This window comes from Enterobacter sp. JBIWA003 (genome assembly GCF_019968825.1).
Classification (GTDB): Bacteria; Pseudomonadota; Gammaproteobacteria; order Enterobacterales; family Enterobacteriaceae; genus Enterobacter; species Enterobacter quasiroggenkampii.
Map to the genome: position 1 here is coordinate 20,383 of NZ_CP074173.1, position 16,132 is coordinate 36,514.

Sequence of the window (16,132 nt, forward strand, 5' to 3'; positions counted from 1 at the left end):
TGTACATTATGTGTCTATTGTAGGTATTTTTATTTTGCTTCGTCTAGTACTTTTCTCATATCAAGATATAGTGAACGCATGGCGTTACCTGCCCGCCCGTGACGAGTGGTTATATGTTCCACAACCCCCATGCCTTCTCCAAATTTGATTGGCACATTTTTATCAAGAGGGATCGCTGTGTCCATACGGACCAGGTTATCGAATCGTGCAATGTAGTTGTCTACATCTTTGAAGTTTGTTCTTGAAGGGTGCACTTTATACATGACCACATGTGCCACCTTTTGGGTTCCCATCTCTTTGGATATTTCATCCAGTACTATGCTAAATTCTTGGAGACCAAGAATATCTGAAGGGTCGTCATTTACTGGCGATATTATGAGGTCTGCAAGCGCAACTGCCGTTCGTGTCACGGCTGAGTCAAAACCACCACAATCTACAAGAACACACTTCCCTTGATCTTTTGCATCTAGCAGATTATTGGCAAATTGCTCTACACCCCCAGAGGTGCTGGCGATCTTGTCCGTTACTCTAATAACGTTCCATTGTTTGTTATCAGGTCTGAACTTGTTGAATGTACTGACAGCTGGTGTGTCATCTGTGTCATAAAAATCGTCTGGCTCCACTTCAGGTGCAATGTTCATGCTAAGTGACGACTTGCCTGTTCCCCCTTTCTTGATTGCAACAGCTATGATTTTTCCAGCGTATGGATTGCGTGTGTTTTGCATATTTATCTAATCCTTTATGTGTGCTTTTTAGGTATCTTAAGTGTACATATTAGATGTCTTTAGCTGGATGTCAATGAAATACTCATATGATACATAAAATGTATATATTGTGTGTTTTTTGGGTGTGGTATAGGTATGGAGCCTGATGTCGGGACTGTAAGATTAATGTTTTTTTAAGACTGGATACGTAAAATAATGCATACATATTAGATACATAAAAGATGCGCTAAATGTATGTTTTAAGCTTAAGCACTCGATTTCATTTAATACTGGCCTTCGGAATGTCCGACCATCTTGTCGTATATGCCGACGAGAGCATTTCACGCTTCATCTGCCATTCAGGCGCAATTCCTCGCCCCGCAAACCATACTGTTCCCAACCCGGAATGGTTAATACCGTCCACGACTTTCATCAGCTGGTAGCTGTTGCTTCGGGGCTGAGCTTCATCGAACAGGTTCAGCTGCGAAACCCCGGTAGGGGTAAAATCGTTGAGCATGCAGCCCGCTTTTGCATATCGATGCCCATTGACCCAGATCCTATCAAGTGCTTTCACCGCTGCTGCTATGATGTCCCTGGTATCCTGCGTGGGGATCATCAGCTTTTCACTGGCCACGTTCCCGTAATACGGTTCGTTCAACGCAAACGGTGACGTTTTCACAAATACCGCAATATGCCTGCAGAACTGACGCTCGCCGCGCAGCTTCTCAGCTGCACGCTCAGCGTACTGACAGACTGCCTGCCGCATAGCTTCATACGTCGTGACACGCTCCCCAAAGGACCGGCTGCAGACAATCTGCTGTTTCGGCGGGGGCGCTTCTTCCAGCGAAATACAGCTTTCTCCGTTGAGTTCCCGGACGGTTCTCTCCAGCACAACACTGAAATTCTTTCTGATAAATACGGGGTTGGCGCGCGCCAGCTGCAGTGCCGTAGTGATGCCCATCGAATAAAGCGTTTTTGAGATCCTGCGGCCAATGCCCCAGACTTCTCCGACAGGCTGTAGGGAGAGCAGTTTTTCAGTCCGGCGGCAGTTCCCCGGCGTTAGCGCCAGCACGCCGCCAAACTGTGGCAATTCTTTAGACGCCCACTGGGCTGATTTTGCCAGCGTTTTTGTGGGACCCATGCCGACACCGATGGTGAGTCCCGTCCCGTTCCTGACGTGCTCGCGCAGCTGGCGCCCGAAATCTTCAAAATCGATACAACGATCGATGTCTCTGATATCCAGGAACATCTCGTCAATGCTGTACTGCTCCACGCGCGGTGCCAGCTCCTCCAGATGGGACATCACCCTGTTCGACATAGAAGCATACAGCTCGTAGTTGCTGGAGAAGGCAATGACCTGCTCGGGGAACTGCGCGTTTTTTAACTGAAACCACGGCACGCCCATGGCGATTTTTAGCCGCTTCGCTTCTTTCGAACGGGCGATCACGCAGCCGTCGTTATTGCTGAGGACGACGACGGCTTTGTCCCGGAGGTCAGGCCGGAACACCTTCTCGCAGCTGGCGTAGAAGGAATTCACATCCGCGAGCGCAAACATCAGTCGGTACTCCTGGTTTTGTGCACAAATGCTGTCACGACGCCGAATATGTGCAGGGTTTCCGGATAAAGAGTGGGATAAGCAGGGTTCATTGCCTGGAGCGCAGGGCGGGGTTTTAAGAGCAGCCGCTTCACTGTGAACTCTCCGTCTATTTCCGCAATGACAATATCGCCGTGCTGAGGCTGCTCGGCCTTGTCCACAACCAGCAGATCGCCGGAGTGCAGCCCGATGTCAGTCATGGAATTGCCGGTTGCCCGGACAAAAAAAGTCGAGCTGCGTCTGCGGATGCAGTAATCGTTCAGATCCAGCTCCGCCTCGACGTAATCCTGTGCCGGGGAAGGAAAGCCCGCCGAGACGCGCTCCGTAAAAAGCGGAAGCAGGAGCGGATCGGGATCGGTGGCGCTGCGTACAACAAACATGGCACGTACTCCTTATAATAATACTGTTTTTATATACAGTATTATTGATCGGGCGTTTGCCTGCAAGCGCAGTACGCGGTGGGATGTTCAGCTGTCTGATTTGATGACGAATTTAGGCACACCGTAAAACGGAAGTCGCTCCGCTCCGCTGTTATGCGCTTCGCGCGCGGGCGACCACTGCCCGGAGCCAGTGTGCCGCGTCCGGTGGCCACGGGACGGGCGATTTTTCCGCTCACGTCCGGCGTCGTGGCTATTTTACGCCGTCCGCTCGCAATGTAAGGCGCGCCCTTCAAGCTGCTTTCGCGGCATATCCTCGCCGTCATAACGGCATGACGGCTGCGGTATTCCACGGTCAGCCTGACCCGTTACCGGACGCGACGTAAAGGCTCCGGGCAGCAGGGAACGGGCGCCGTGGTGGCGCCCTCCTGGGTGCCCCCTGTAACCGCGAGGTATCTCTATGTCCCGTTTCATCCTGGGTAACTGCGTCCATATCATGTCCGGCTTTCCGGATAACGCTGTCGATTTCATCCTTACCGACCCACCATATCTGGTAGGTTTTCGTGACCGTTCAGGGCGCACGCTTGCCGGAGACCGGACGGACGAATGGCTCCAGCCCGCCTGCAATGAGATGTACCGCGTCCTCAAAAAAGATGCGCTGATGGTCAGCTTTTACGGCTGGAACCGCGTCGATCGCTTCATGGCCGCGTGGAAAAGTGCCGGGTTCAGCGTGGTAGGGCATCTGGTGTTCACCAAAACGTACTCGTCTAAATCGGCGTATGTCGGCTACCGTCATGAATGCGCTTATATCCTGGCGAAGGGCCGCCCGGCGCTGCCGCATAACCCGTTACCGGACGTGCTGGGCTGGAAATACAGCGGCAACCGCCACCACCCGACCGAAAAGCCTGTTACCAGTCTGCAACCGCTGATCGAGAGCTTCACACATCCGAACGCCATTGTTCTCGACCCCTTTGCAGGTTCCGGCTCCACCTGTGTTGCCGCCGTCCAGGCAGGGCGCCGTTATATCGGGATTGAGCTGATGGAGCAGTACCACAAAGCCGGAATTGAGCGCCTGTCTGCCGTGCAGCGTGCTATGCAGCGCCCGGCCGCCAACGACGTCTTTTATCCGGAGGCCGCGTGATGAACTATGCCGGACACGAAAAACTCCGCGCAGAAGTGGCGGAAATCGCCAACAACATGTGTGACCTGCGGGTGATGCTGAACGGTATGGAGCACCGCTACCGCTTTGACTCCGATGTGCTGACAGAACGCCTGACCCGTCAGACCCTTTTTCGCATCAATGCCCTGTTTATGGCGGCGTACAACGAAATTCTTGAGCTGGATGCCTGCTTTAAGGACTAAGGAGAAAAAATGTTCGGAACCTGTGAAAGCCTCTGCCGGTTGTTGAGTGAGCAGTATCCCGCAGAAACCCCGCTGAACCTGATTGTCTGGTCCCCGGCGGATATCGGGGCGCTGGCCGACGGAATGGAATATGCCGTTTCGGAACAGGATACAAGGGAGGTACTGGAGCGCCTGGACGCCATACCTGAAGAACAACGGCTTGAGTCGGGCGTGTCTGCCAGTGTGGTGATGGAGCTTATTGAGCAGGTGAAACAGGCCGTTCCGGCGGTGATGGTGCCGGCTGACCTGCTTGAAACCCTGCTGACCACTGCCGAACAGGCGTTATGGCAAAGGGAATGGACCGCCCGTGACAGCAATCATCCGGTGCCGGAAAGCGTTACCCGCCGCCTGGCTGATGCGGCGAAAGTCCGCGCCTTACTGGAAAACTGAAATCAACACGCCGCCCGGGCGGCGTGTACTGAACCCGTTCAGAAGGAACTCATTATGCAGGAAGTAACCACCTTAAACGCCCTTGTGATGCGCCGCGCGCGCGATTTGATTGCTGATTATGGATGGCCTGACCATACCGATGTTGATCAGCGTGAACCGGTCAATAAACCGGGATGGATAAGCATTTATGTCCGTCTGGATGCGGCAAATATTGTTCATCTGCTGCCGTTGCTTTGTACCGGTGAAGTACCCGCAGAGCTGCAAAGTACCATGACAAAAATAGCCGGGACGCCAGCGCAGATTATTTTATCCGGCAGCCGCTACGCCGACTCGCCGCAGCTTCCGGAGGACGGAACGCAGATAACTTTCCCCTGGGCCGGGGAATGGCTGACGGAGCCGGAGATAAAGGCGGTAACGGATTGCCTGTCCCGCGCCGTGCGGGATATTTCCCGGCAGGTACTGGAAGATGCGCGCCGGATAAAGGCGGCGCTGACCACTCGGGGGGATACGCTGTTTTACCGCCAGACACGAAATTTCCGTCTGGTGGTAAAGGAAAACGATATGCCCTGCTGGCTTGATGAAAATGACGAAAATTTGCCGGTGGTTCTCGATGCCATCCTGAACAAAGGGGCGCGTTACAGTTCCGTGGAGTGCTTTGTTATCAGTGACAAAGTGGATCACATCCTGGCATGTGGCCAGATGTGCGATGTGCTGCGTATTCCCGGTGAGCCTCCGCGCCGGTGGATGGATTTAACTCTGTTACATGAGGTTATGGCAGACGCGCGCGCAGAAATAAGTCTTGTCTGTAATGCGCTGTCTGCAATCCGGTCGGTGTAGCGAACAGAAGGGGGCTGCGGTCCCCTGAAGCAACCCGGAAGGATAAGGTTGTCGCCGGCTCCGCTTTTATGGCGGCCCCGTCCCGGTGTGACGTGGCCTGGTGGTTTTCCACTCTGTCAGTCCGGTGTCGTGTGCGGGCTGTGCCGTGCATCCATCGTAGTCGGGCTGTCGTGGATACAAGGGTTCGCTGACGCCGCAGCGGTCACCCGGTCCTTCCTTCACGTCAGCCGCGATCTTCCGGTCGTTCGACCGCTCAGGTTTCACGGTCTCACCCTCCAGCTCTCGTCTGCCGTGTGCGTCAGGCTGCGGCTTCCCTTGCGCCCTGGTATCCACGACCGATCGCCCGACTGGGATGTCTGCACGGCACCGCCCGGTGTCGCAGAACATGATAATCCGGAGGTTTAACCATGCAGTATGTGAAATCACAGCCCGTCCTGAACGTTGAGGAGTCCGACCGTCTGTCCTTTCTGCCGTACCTGTTCGGCAACGATTTTATGCTGGCTGAATTGCAGGTGTACGCGCTGGCGAAAAAGTGGATGCCGGAATACAGCGGCGGTTTATGGCATTTCATCCGTCTGCCGGACGGCGGCGGGTACATGATGCCCGACTGCGGGCGGGTACATCTCGTCAACGGCGAAAACTGGTTCGATCAAAAGGTAAGTGCTGATGCAGCGGGCATTATTCTGACCTCGCTTGCCATTAACCGCCGTTGCTGGACGCATCACGACTGCGGAAATGTCGCGCTTACCCGTCTTTATATGCTGCGTGATACCCAGCTCTGGAATCACATCGCCTTTCATCCCGAATGCTGCGCCATTTACGCCGCGCTCGACTGATTAACCAACGGGGCGGCACAGCCGCCCCGCTCTGATACAAAAATACTCAGCAGGAAATTAATAATGTACGGAACCGTAAGTGAAATCTGCATCGAATTGCTGAAAAAATACGAAAACAACGAAAAAGTGGCCGTGATTGTCTGGGCAGCGGAAGACGTGCGCGAAACGGGGGCAGAGTATCAGCCCTCCGCCGACGATGCAGACAGTGTGCTGCGGACTATCGGGGAGTCTGACTGCGATATCATGTATCGTTACGGGATTAATCAGGCGTTTGTGGTGGGGGTGCTGCGCGAGATAGCCGCAGGACGTCCACCGCGCCAGATATCCATTCCTGAAAACGAACTCCGCGCGCTGTTACCGGCTATCTGTACCGGTCTGGATTATGTCGACGACGCCAGCGGGGAGGCGAGGGCTGCGCTGGAAACGCTCAGGCTGGTTCTGGACTCGCCGTCTGCCTGAACATACCGCCGCCCCTGCGGGCGGTGTTTCGCCTTAATCGGCTGTCAGCCTGCGCGGAAAACCCTGGCAGGCGCTGCCTGCCGGCGAAGTACGCCGCGCCTGCGGCGCCGCGTATCTCCGCCAGTGCCTGATGCTACGGTGGTGTCAGGGGATGAATGCCGGTGTGCTGCAGCTGGTCGGTCTTATTTCTGTTCCGGTGATAATCTCTGCGTTGGCGTTGTTGGTTGTGGCCACACCGATGGCGTACTGGCTGATATCACTGTCCTGCCGGCTTTTCTTCCTGAGCGATATGACTGCGGGCGACTTCCCTGGCGGGAACCGGGGCTGTCATGCTCCGCACAGAGCCAGCATAGCTGTCTCTGCCCGGCCCCTCCGGGGCTGCGGGTTTCCATCCCTCTGTCGCAACGTCAACGGCAGGCTTGCTGCGACCGTTCCGGTCACGCCGCCCTTCACGCGCCGTATCCTGCGCTTTCTGCACCCCGGCAAACTGACGCCGGGCTGTAAGGCGCAACGCCGTTTCGCGCCCGCGCGTTCCGTCGTTGCGGCGGGTTCCTGCTCATTCCTTGCCTGGTTTTTTCACCCTTTTGAGTCCTTTCGCCGGGGCTGAGACAACCACAACCCGCCTGGCTGTCCAGGGACGGCGAAGCCTTTCGCGATAAATTTTTTCCGGCCATTCCGCAGGCTTCATTAGACCGTAAAAAAATTGACCGCTCACCCCGGACACCTGCACCGGGCCGTGGTCGTTTACGCCCCTGCGGCGAACGGCTCTCAAACGGGTGAAGGTAACAACCAGCGGGAGCGTTCAGCAGGTCCCCGCAAAACGTCAAAACCGCGGCCCCGGCAACTCAACGGGTGATGGTTTTTAAAGGCAAAACAACCGGAAGGAGATTCATCATGACAGTACGCGGCATCAACAAAGTCATCATCGTGGGCAATCTGGGGCAGGACCCGGAAGTCCGTTACATGCCTGGGGGCGGTGCGGTGGCTAATCTCAGCCTCGCCACCTCTGAGTCCTGGCGCGATAAGCAGACCGGAGAGATGCGCGAAAACACCGAATGGCACCGTGTCGTGCTGTTCGGCAAGCTCGCGGAAGTGGCGGGGGAGTACCTGCGCAAGGGTGCTCAGGTGTATGTCGAAGGCCAGCTGCGTACCCGTAACTGGCAGGACGACAATGACGTGACCCGTTACGTCACCGAAATCGTGGTCGGGCAGAACGGCACCATGCAGATGCTCGGCGGGCGTCGTGACGGCGGTCAGCCACAGAGTGCCGCACCGCAGCAGCCCGCACAACCGCAGAACTCTGGCGCTGCGGCACAACCTGCTGGCACTCCTGAAAAATCCCCGAAAGCGAAGGGCGGCAGAAAAGCGAGTCAGAGCGCCGCGCCGTCTCAGCAGGTGCCGCAGCCGTTACCGGACGATTATCCGCCGATGGATGATGATGCCCCGTTTTGACCTGCATGATGAAAACGCCCCGCAACATGCGGGGCAGGAAAAGGAGAAAACATGAGCATTTATAACGCCGGACCGTTACCGGATGACACCTTTACCCGCGAACAGGCTGAAGCCGTGGCGGCACAGTACACCAACGTGGCGATAGAGGACGATCAGGGTAAACATTTTCGCCTGGTCGTTTGTCAGAACGGCGTAATGGTATGGCGCGCGTGGAATTTTGAAGCGGATGCCGGGAAATGGCTCAACCGTTACATCGAACGTTACGGTATTCGTAAACAGCAGTAAATAAGAAGGTGCCCTGCCGGAGCGGTAACTCCGCAGGGCCGGACAATCATCAATCAGTGAGGTATCAACTATGTCAGTAACCGATGTTAAAGCAAAAGCACCCAAAAAAGCGAGCAGCAAAAAAATCACGAAGGCGCAGGAAGAAGCCCTGAAAGCCGCCCTTGAGGCCGCCGTCATCGAGTATGTTCCGCTGTCCGATCTCGTTAAATCCCCGCTGAACGTGCGCACTATCCCGTATTCTGTGGACAGCGTTCGCGGTCTGGCCGACTCCATCGAGGCGCTCGGACTGCTGCAGAACCTGATTGTGCACACGCTGGCGGACGGTAAATACGGCGTGGCCGCAGGTGGCCGCCGACTCACCGCCATGCAGCTTCTGGCTGAAGAAAACCGTCTCCCGTCCGGTTATACCGTTGCCGTGAAGCGCGTCTCAGACGACATTGCTGCCCTTGCCTCCGTCGCTGAGAACGAGCAGCGCGCCGCCATGCATCCTGCCGAGCAAATCGCAGGTTTCCGCACATTAGCAGAGCAGGGTAAAAGCCCCGCACAGATTGGTGATGCGCTCGGCTTCGGCTCCCGACACGTGCAGCGCATGCTGAAGCTGGCAAATCTCGCGCCGTCCCTGATGGAGAAGTTCGCGCAGGACGAACTGACCGTTGAGCAGTGTCAGGCGCTCTGTCTGGAGGACGACCCTGCCCGTCAGGTAGAGGTATTCGAAAGCGTGAAGGCCAGCTGGTCAAACGCGCCCGCACACCTGATTAAACGCGCCATTACCGAAACCGAGATGCGCACCGACAACACAAAATTCCGCTTCATCGGGCGCGAGGCTTACGAGGCGGCGGGAGGTTACGTCCGCGAAGATCTGTTCAGCCAGGACGAGGGCGACGGCACGGCTGACAGCGTGCTGGTTGAGCGTCTGGTGCAGGAGAAGCTGGAGCTTATCGCTCTGGACATTCAGCAGCGTGAGGGCTGGGCATGGAGTCGCGGACGTGCAGCCCGCATCTGGTACCACGGCGAAGACGGTCAGGTGTTCGTTCAGCCCGTTGAACCCGATCCGGTGTACACCCCTGAGCAGCAGCAGCGTCTTGATGCGCTGCGGGAGCAGTACGACACATATGACAGCGTTTGCGACGAGTCGGATGCGATCGAAGCGGACATCCTCGCCATTCAGGAGGCGGCAGAAGTCAGCGCGTGGACTGAGGACATGAAATCTGGCGCGGGGGTGATGGTCAGCCTGTACGAAGGGCGGGTGTACGTGCAGCGCGGTGTGCGCCTGAAAGCGGATATGCCGGAAGAAACCGAACCCGGCAGCGTCACGGTGCCGTTCACCTCGCGTCATACCGATGCCGCAGAGGGGATCAGCGTCCCGCTGCTCACGAAAATGACCTCCGAGCGTACGCTGGCAGTCCAGGCGGCGCTGATGCAGCAGCCCGAAAAGGCGGTGGCGCTGATGGTCTGGCGCATGTGTACCTGCGTGTTTTCAGGCTGCCTGACGACGACGCACCCGTTCCGCATCAGCCTGACCGTGTCTCACGGCAGCCTGACGGAGAATGCCCCGTCCGGTAAGAGCGGCGCAGCGTTTGACCTCCTTATGACAGAGAAAGCACGTCTGAAAGCCCTGCTGCCGGAAGGCTGGGAGAAGGACTTCACCACCTTCTTCACCCTGAGCGGCGAGGTGCTGATGTCGCTTATGGCCTTCTGCACGGCCTGTTCCGTTGACGGGGTACAGACCCGCGATATGGGGCACACCTCGCGCAGCACCCTCGATGCGGTCGAGGCGGCAATCGGGTTCCACCTGCGCGACTGGTGGCAGCCGACGAAGGACAACTACTTCGGCAGCCTGAAACATCCGCAGATTGTCGCCTCCCTGAAAGAGGCGGGGCTGACGGGCGCGGCGGGTGACGCGGAGAAGATGAAGAAGGGCGACGCCGCAGCGCATGCGGAGCACTTCATGCAGCACACCCGCTGGGTTCCGGCATGGCTGAAAGGACCAGAGCCAGCGGGTGAGTCCGGTGCTGACGACGCTGTTTCAGATGCCGACAGCCCTGACAACGACACCACCAACACGGCACACGCCGCCTGATAACGGAGCGCCGCCCTGCGGGGCGGCGATAAGGAGATACCCATGCAAACTGTTCTGACCCCCGATGTGCTGAAAACGATGTCCTGTGATGAGTTTGAGGACTGGCGCGACAGCGGCGAGGACTACCGCCGCGAACTGACCCACGCCGTCATGCGTGACCTGTCCTGCCCTGAAAACTGGGGCATGAACGGCGAGTACCGCAGCGAGTTTGGCGGGTTCTTCCCCGTACAGATACGCTTTACCCCTTCCCACGGGCAGTATCATCTTGCCGTATGCAGTCCCGGTGGCATCAGTCCGGCGTGGATGGTGGTGTTCGTTCCCGCCAGCGGTCGCCCGTTCTCCGTTATTCGTACCCTGAGCGGCTACCAGCCGGAGCTTGTCAGCCACACCGTCAGCCTGACGGCGCGTCTCGATGCGGACGGATACAGTCAGGCCAGCATCATCAGCATTCTGGCAGCGGAGGGCGCGGCATGATCCCCTCGCATCTCTCTCTGGTTCCCTTCAGCCCTGAGCGACGCGCCGCGATGGAGGCCATCGCGGAGGTTGAGCGCAGGCGGTCGCGCGGCGCGGTATCAGCGGCGTACCCGTATGCCAGCGCCTTTTTTCGCCGGCTCACGGGCAGCACGCGCATCACTGTCAGGGAAATCCGTTATTTTGCGCCGCTGCTGACGGCGCGGGAGATGCGGGGCAGCAGGGACAGCTGGCTCAGTGCCATCGATGCCCTGATTGAAAGCCGCGGGACGTGTTGCTGGCTGCCGCTTCCTGTCGGTGCCGGTCAGCGCCTCTTTCCGGAGGTTGCCTTTCAGCAGACCGAACGCGTTCGCTGTCAGGACGCGCTGCGGGATGAAAAATACACCCGCCAGCGCCAAAAAGAACAGTGTCAGCGTGAGCGCGCGTACCAGGCGCTGGCGGGTCAGGCAGAAATTGAGCTGGCATTCCATACTCCGGAGACGGTCAGCAGCTGGAGCGCGCGCTGGTCAGGGACTGAACTGCGCCAGTACGACCTTGAGGAGATGTTCTGGCGCTGGAGCGAGCGTTTTCCGTCACTGGCGCCAGTGGAGCGCTGGATGACTGAGAGCCAGCCATTCTGGACGGTGATGGCTGAAACGGATGCGCTGGCGCGGGAAAGCACTGAGTCTGTCAGGCAGCTGGAGCGCTGGATGGTACCCAACAAGCTGACAATACGGGGGCGGGGATGAAGTGGCGTTACTCACTGCCCCGGAAGCGTCCCGGTCCCTGTCCCGGTGAACCTGAGCTGGCGTCAGAAGTGGTGGAGGCAGGAAAGCCCGCTCCTGAGTCCGTGATGTCGCTGTGGGTGGCCGGGGGCGGATATGCTGTGTGCCTAGATTTTCTGGATGAAAGGCAGATAAGACGCTGGAGTGATGAACGAAAAGCGGCTGCCCGTCGGCGGAATCTGGAACGTCGCGTGAACCGGATTGCGCGCCTGTTTGCTGATGAACTCATTGAGCGGGAACTGACGGCACGGCCTGAGTACTTTCGTGGAATATCACCAGCGTAAATCGGTTATATAATACGCGGATTAAAGTCTGTGAATGTATCAGTGCAACTTACCCGGAATGGAAACCAGTTATGACAGAAGCTCAGTATGCCTTTACTCATTTTTTGCGAATGTTTGTTTTAATGGCTGTGATTAGCGCAGGATACGGATATCTCATCATCAGTGTTGTTATGACCCGGAAGCGGGCATATATCCTTCAGTTTTTGTCTCTTGCCGGACTCGGTGCGTTATTTTCATTCCTGGTGTTCAGGAGTGACGGTATGTGGTCAGGTGCTCCGGAAGTGTCTCAGGCGATAGTCATCGGGATGTTTACTGCGACGGTCATTTTTTACATGTTCTGCCTGCTTATTCGTGCCGTTGGGTGGCTTATAGCCCAATGATATTCCTGGTCAGAAAGAGCATCTGCCCGGTATAATCGACGTGGCGCTTGAGGCTTTTTGCCTCATGACGTGAAGGTGGTTTGTTTCCTTGTTGTGCGGCAGAAAGCAGAAAGCCCCGAAGTTAATTCTCATTAACCACGAGGCTTAGTCTGTATGCCTGAACAACATCAGATTAGCCGCTTACCTGCCGAAAGGCAAGGAGAAGTCAGCTATGAAACTGCCGCGAAGTACCCTGCTCTGGTGCGTGTTGATAGTGTGTCTCACACTGCTGATATTCACTTACCTGACCCGAAAATCGCTCTGCGAAATCCGGTACAGGGACACGAACAGGGAGGTGGCGGCTTTTATGGCCTACGAATCCGGTAAGTAAGCTACCTGGAGGCGGGGGAAACCCAGCCTTTTCAGGTGCTGAGTTGCTCTGACATGCCTGAAGCGCCTTTATGAAGGGGGTGCCGGTTCGCCGGTAGCCCCTTTTTCCTTCCTGACGCGACCGCACGCCTGAACTTCCGGGAAGGACTGTTTCCCTGCGGGGAACAGGGGAAGGGGGACGCGCCTCCGGCGCTGCCCCTCTGCTCCCTCCGCCTTGTCCACACTCCAGCCTTTCCTGCCTGATTTTGCTGAAGTCAGAGCGCCATGAGTTACCTGCCTGTGCCTGGCTTCAGGATTGTTTTCCCTGTGTTCTTCATCCCGGGCGTCATATCCGACGTCCTGCTGGTTAACTTTCTCAGCTGCAGCTCCGTTATGGCCATAACCCAAAAACGGGCAGGGCGATGTCGGGTAGCAGCAGCGCATTACTGCGCCGCCGCCCCCTGAGAACGGTACGTGCAGGTTTCCCCGGGCTGACGCCCGATCTCGTTGTCCCGGGAGCTTCAGACCCCGCCGCTGCCAGCAACGCCTGTTCCGGTAGGCTACAGCTAATGGAATAGCTGGTTTTATCAAAGTAAAACAATATGTTAAACGACTTCCTGTCGCACGGCCCCCTTCGGCTCCCGGCCAGCGCTGCTGTCCGGTCGTCGAGCCCCACTCCGCCAGGGCGGCCGCTGACGCACCCGCCGGGCTCCGCCGAACCCCTTCGGGGTTCGTGCCATACGGCTAGGGTCTGATGGCTAAGGTCAAAGGCTTCGGCTTCTCCGGCCGTGCCGTCCGGAACGCCTTCACCGCGTCGGCTGATGCCGTCGCTTTAATGGCGCCACGCCGTTCCGACGTGTCGGGTGTGTGCATCCTGTTCCCCCGGTGAAGCCATCCCCCGTGCGTCCTCACGCGGAGGGCTATTCGTAGCACCGTCGTGTCGTCATCCGAAGGGTGAAATGCACTCCGCCAAAACTTTTTGCGGGGCGCAAAAAGTTTTGTCTCCGCCCTTCTCCTGCCGCCCCGCCGTAGCTACTCGGCCCTTGCCGCGAGAGAACTCACCAGGGAGATGGACAACCATCACCACAGGAGAAAACCAGGATGCACACACGAAACGTCAACTTCAAAACCGCCGCTCAAGAATCTACCGGAAGATGGGGTTCAGACCCGAAAGCGCGTCTGGCCTGTGTTATCGCAGAACAAAAGTCATACCTGCTGGAGCTGTGTCAGGTCTGGAATCTCCAGCTGAGCCAGAAAGATGAGGCGGAAGAAATCCTGCGTCTTCTCAGCCTGATGAGCGACAACGTTCACAGGGAAGGCGTGCTGTGCTGGGAACGTTCATACCCGCTTGTGTCGTTTCATGTTGTGCAGCCGTGGTTGCAGGCTCAGGTTCATGCCATCCGCTTATACGGCGTTATCGGGCAAAAGGCATGGGACATCGCGCGTAAAGACCTTTGCAACAACATAAATTTTGCTCAGGCCATGTTGCGCCTGGAAGCCCGTCCATAAGCATAACCCACGGCGGCAGGGCATGTCGCCATCAACCAGAGAAGGAGAACTCCATGCATTTACACCTGACCGAATCTTCCGCCCTGTTGGGAATTGAGGCCACTGCTGATGCAGAGCGGGCGTACTGGCTGAACCGCGAGAAGGCGGCGGTGAAAGCGCCCGCTGAAATCGACGTGCACGCCTTCCATGATGCGCTGGGGCTGATGTACCCGATGAACTGGCGCAGCAGTGAGAACGGCGAGTGTGAAACCTTCATGCTGGCGGAGATGGTCTGCGGCAACGTGACCGAAATCTATGCGCGGATCGGTATCCGTTATTACCGGATGCGCGACTACAGCAACCTTGACCACGCGGAGATCCTGGCACGCGTTAAGGGGGAGATGCAGCGCCAGAAATGAGAAAAGCAGGCTTTCGCCTGCCTTAACCCGCCGGATTCCACGCCTGAGAAACAACGAATCCGGCCTTCACCAAAAGGAACAAACCATGCAATTCAGTGAAGTTTCGATTGTTACACCGACCGCCCTGTATGTCCAGATGCGTGAGGCGGAAAACGCACCCGTAAAAAGACAGGTGCGCATTAAACGCAGTGATATCGACCGTGACGACATCAGCGCCGAAATGCGGGCGCTGGGTCGTCACATTGCGAACTGCCTGAAGAAGGGGCGCGCCGTTCGCATTCCTGCCATGCGCGGAAGCGAGTGGGGGCAGGTGTTACGCACGCTTGAACTGAAGCGGGCATTTAACTGACGGAGGAGCCGCCCCGCAGGGGGCGGCATTTGAGGAGGAAATATGTCTCAACTCAGTTTTGCCCGCTTCTTTGACCAGGCGAAAGAGGCCGCACCAGTGACCCCCGCTAAACCCGTATTGCCTGCCGTGAACGCACAGACGATACCGCACCGGATGATGACCACTGACGAAGCCCGCCGCCAGTTTATCAGCGTGTTCAGGGATACCGCCCGCAGCCTGCGCCGCTGGGAGGTGTTCAGTGACTTTATCACGCTGGCCGCCAGCGAGCTGGATATGGCGCGGATAAGAACACCGGAGAATATTGAGCAGAGCCGCAAAATCTGCGCGAAGTACAGCGGGGCGATATCAGCAACCTGCATACGCTTTTCTGCCTGATGGTCTGCGCACTGGAGGCGAAATTTCACGACTTTCTCAGCGCGATCTTCATGGAGCTTGAGCTGGGCGACGACCGCAACGGGCAGTATTTCACGCCGTATCACGTCCAGTCGCTAATGGCGAGGCTGCTGATGCCGGACGTTGACGAAACGATACGCCGTGAGGGATTCGTGACCGTCAGCGACCCGGCAAGCGGTGCGGCGGGAATGATTGTGGCGTATGCGGAATATCTGCTGGAGGCGGGCTATAACACGTCTGAGCACATGTTCGGTAGCTGCATCGATATTGATCCGATCGCGGCGGATATGGCCTTTATCCAGCTATCCCTGCTGGGTATTCCTGCTGAGGTGGTCACGGGCAATACGCTGACGATGCAGCTTAACAGGGTCAGGTATACGCCGGTGTACTACATCAACAACTTTGAGAAGCGCCTGGAGGAACAGCGCCGAATTAATGCCATGCGCGAATTTATGCGCGGCATGAATAAAGCTGCATAACTATCCTGAAGGGCAGGGGAATACCCTGCCTTTCGTGGCTTCAAAGGCCGCGCGCCTGTGGCGCAGAGTAATACAGGCAGCGCTACGCGCCGCCCATATTACTCCGGCGCGTGGTTTTCTCATTATTAGTTATGAAGACCTGTGATATTTCATCCGGCATACTGCTGTTTATCTTATCTGCTATTTATTCCTTGCGTTGAAAATAATGAATATTAGTCCGGGCGTCGTCCCTGACGGGACACGGCTGTCGTGAACAGAGCCAGCAAGCTGTCTCTGCCCTTCGGGCGTCCATCCTGACGCAAATTCAAAATCACGCTTGCTGCATCCTGAAAGGATGCGCCG

At 57.0% G+C, this 16,132-nt stretch carries 22 protein-coding genes and 3 pseudogenes; 20 read left to right on the forward strand and 5 right to left on the reverse strand.

Annotation, left to right across the window (positions count from 1 at the left end):
• Positions 1–29: 29 nt before the first annotated feature.
• The 3 genes from KGP25_RS26310 to umuD all read right to left on the reverse strand — a co-directional run bounded on the left by KGP25_RS26310 (position 30) and on the right by umuD (position 2,678).
• Positions 30–725, reverse strand: coding sequence for a ParA family protein (locus tag KGP25_RS26310; protein ID WP_223540819.1), 696 nt, complete (start codon positions 723–725; stop codon positions 30–32).
• A gap of 259 nt (positions 726–984) precedes the next feature.
• The gene (locus KGP25_RS26315; protein ID WP_223540820.1) at positions 985–2,259 is read right to left on the reverse strand and encodes a Y-family DNA polymerase; all 1,275 of its coding nucleotides are present in this window, start codon (positions 2,257–2,259) and stop codon (positions 985–987) included.
• Complete coding sequence (gene umuD, locus KGP25_RS26320) at positions 2,259–2,678, reverse strand: translesion error-prone DNA polymerase V autoproteolytic subunit (protein ID WP_223540743.1); 420 nt, start codon at positions 2,676–2,678, stop codon at positions 2,259–2,261. The genes KGP25_RS26315 and umuD overlap by 1 nt, the downstream gene beginning before the upstream one ends.
• A gap of 457 nt (positions 2,679–3,135) precedes the next feature.
• On the opposite strand from umuD, the gene KGP25_RS26325 reads away from it, so the two are divergent.
• The 6 genes from KGP25_RS26325 (at position 3,136) to KGP25_RS26350 (ending at position 6,598) form a co-directional block, all read left to right on the forward strand.
• Positions 3,136–3,816, forward strand: coding sequence for a DNA methylase (locus KGP25_RS26325; protein ID WP_223540744.1), 681 nt, complete (start codon positions 3,136–3,138; stop codon positions 3,814–3,816).
• Positions 3,816–4,037, forward strand: coding sequence for a hypothetical protein (locus tag KGP25_RS26330; protein WP_223540837.1), 222 nt, complete (start codon positions 3,816–3,818; stop codon positions 4,035–4,037). Before KGP25_RS26325 ends, KGP25_RS26330 begins: the two co-directional genes overlap by 1 nt.
• A gap of 9 nt (positions 4,038–4,046) precedes the next feature.
• The gene (locus KGP25_RS26335) at positions 4,047–4,466 is read left to right on the forward strand and encodes a DUF1380 family protein (RefSeq protein WP_223540821.1); all 420 of its coding nucleotides are present in this window, start codon (positions 4,047–4,049) and stop codon (positions 4,464–4,466) included.
• 54 nt (positions 4,467–4,520) lie between these two features.
• Complete coding sequence (locus tag KGP25_RS26340) at positions 4,521–5,303, forward strand: hypothetical protein (protein WP_223540822.1); 783 nt, start codon at positions 4,521–4,523, stop codon at positions 5,301–5,303.
• A gap of 407 nt (positions 5,304–5,710) precedes the next feature.
• Entirely contained in the window at positions 5,711–6,139 is a 429-nt protein-coding gene (locus tag KGP25_RS26345; RefSeq protein ID WP_223540823.1) for an antirestriction protein, read from the forward strand.
• 63 nt (positions 6,140–6,202) lie between these two features.
• Positions 6,203–6,598, forward strand: coding sequence for a DUF1380 family protein (locus KGP25_RS26350; RefSeq protein WP_223540824.1), 396 nt, complete (start codon positions 6,203–6,205; stop codon positions 6,596–6,598).
• 256 nt (positions 6,599–6,854) lie between these two features.
• On the opposite strand, the gene KGP25_RS26355 is transcribed toward KGP25_RS26350, so the two are convergent.
• Both KGP25_RS26355 and KGP25_RS26830 read right to left on the reverse strand, forming a co-directional pair.
• Positions 6,855–7,076, reverse strand: a complete 222-nt coding sequence (locus KGP25_RS26355; RefSeq protein WP_345790651.1) for a hypothetical protein — start codon at positions 7,074–7,076, stop codon at positions 6,855–6,857.
• A pseudogene (locus tag KGP25_RS26830) lies at positions 7,016–7,158 on the reverse strand (hypothetical protein); the annotation flags it as partial. The gene KGP25_RS26355 and the pseudogene KGP25_RS26830, both read right to left, overlap by 61 nt.
• A 192-nt stretch (positions 7,159–7,350) precedes the next feature.
• Between KGP25_RS26830 and KGP25_RS26835 the strand changes: the two are divergent.
• The 14 genes and pseudogenes from KGP25_RS26835 (at position 7,351) to KGP25_RS26420 (ending at position 15,790) form a co-directional block, all read left to right on the forward strand.
• Positions 7,351–7,464, forward strand: a complete 114-nt coding sequence (locus KGP25_RS26835; protein WP_341869130.1) for a single-stranded DNA-binding protein — start codon at positions 7,351–7,353, stop codon at positions 7,462–7,464.
• A gap of 28 nt (positions 7,465–7,492) precedes the next feature.
• Positions 7,493–8,050 (forward strand): single-stranded DNA-binding protein, encoded by a 558-nt coding sequence (gene ssb, locus KGP25_RS26360; RefSeq protein WP_223540826.1) that lies wholly within the window; start codon positions 7,493–7,495, stop codon positions 8,048–8,050.
• A gap of 51 nt (positions 8,051–8,101) precedes the next feature.
• Complete coding sequence (locus tag KGP25_RS26365; RefSeq protein WP_223540827.1) at positions 8,102–8,335, forward strand: DUF905 domain-containing protein; 234 nt, start codon at positions 8,102–8,104, stop codon at positions 8,333–8,335.
• Between the two features lie 70 nt (positions 8,336–8,405).
• Entirely contained in the window at positions 8,406–10,415 is a 2,010-nt protein-coding gene (locus KGP25_RS26370) for a ParB/RepB/Spo0J family partition protein (protein ID WP_223540828.1), read from the forward strand.
• A 42-nt stretch (positions 10,416–10,457) separates the two neighbouring features.
• A complete protein-coding gene (gene psiB, locus KGP25_RS26375) occupies positions 10,458–10,889 on the forward strand; it encodes a conjugation system SOS inhibitor PsiB (protein WP_223540829.1) in 432 nt (143 codons plus the stop codon).
• On the forward strand, positions 10,886–11,614 hold the full coding sequence (locus KGP25_RS26380; RefSeq protein ID WP_223540830.1) for a plasmid SOS inhibition protein A: 729 nt from the start codon (positions 10,886–10,888) through the stop codon (positions 11,612–11,614). Before psiB ends, KGP25_RS26380 begins: the two co-directional genes overlap by 4 nt.
• Positions 11,611–11,934, forward strand: a complete 324-nt coding sequence (locus KGP25_RS26385; protein WP_223540831.1) for a theronine dehydrogenase — start codon at positions 11,611–11,613, stop codon at positions 11,932–11,934. The genes KGP25_RS26380 and KGP25_RS26385 overlap by 4 nt, the downstream gene beginning before the upstream one ends.
• A 71-nt stretch (positions 11,935–12,005) precedes the next feature.
• Entirely contained in the window at positions 12,006–12,314 is a 309-nt protein-coding gene (locus KGP25_RS26390; RefSeq protein ID WP_223540832.1) for a hypothetical protein, read from the forward strand.
• Positions 12,315–12,467: 153 nt separating this feature from the next.
• Positions 12,468–12,617 (forward strand): annotated as a pseudogene (locus tag KGP25_RS26395) (DUF5431 family protein); the annotation flags it as partial.
• Positions 12,559–12,684, forward strand: a complete 126-nt coding sequence (locus tag KGP25_RS26400; protein WP_223540704.1) for a type I toxin-antitoxin system Hok family toxin — start codon at positions 12,559–12,561, stop codon at positions 12,682–12,684. The pseudogene KGP25_RS26395 and the gene KGP25_RS26400, both read left to right, overlap by 59 nt.
• Before the next feature lie 1,079 nt (positions 12,685–13,763).
• The gene (locus tag KGP25_RS26405) at positions 13,764–14,171 is read left to right on the forward strand and encodes an ammonia monooxygenase (protein WP_223540833.1); all 408 of its coding nucleotides are present in this window, start codon (positions 13,764–13,766) and stop codon (positions 14,169–14,171) included.
• A gap of 53 nt (positions 14,172–14,224) precedes the next feature.
• On the forward strand, positions 14,225–14,569 hold the full coding sequence (locus KGP25_RS26410) for a hypothetical protein (RefSeq protein ID WP_123061037.1): 345 nt from the start codon (positions 14,225–14,227) through the stop codon (positions 14,567–14,569).
• A gap of 85 nt (positions 14,570–14,654) precedes the next feature.
• Positions 14,655–14,918 (forward strand): hypothetical protein, encoded by a 264-nt coding sequence (locus KGP25_RS26415; protein WP_123061038.1) that lies wholly within the window; start codon positions 14,655–14,657, stop codon positions 14,916–14,918.
• Positions 14,919–14,960: 42 nt separating this feature from the next.
• Positions 14,961–15,790 (forward strand): annotated as a pseudogene (locus KGP25_RS26420) (N-6 DNA methylase).
• Positions 15,791–16,132: the final 342 nt, after the last annotated feature.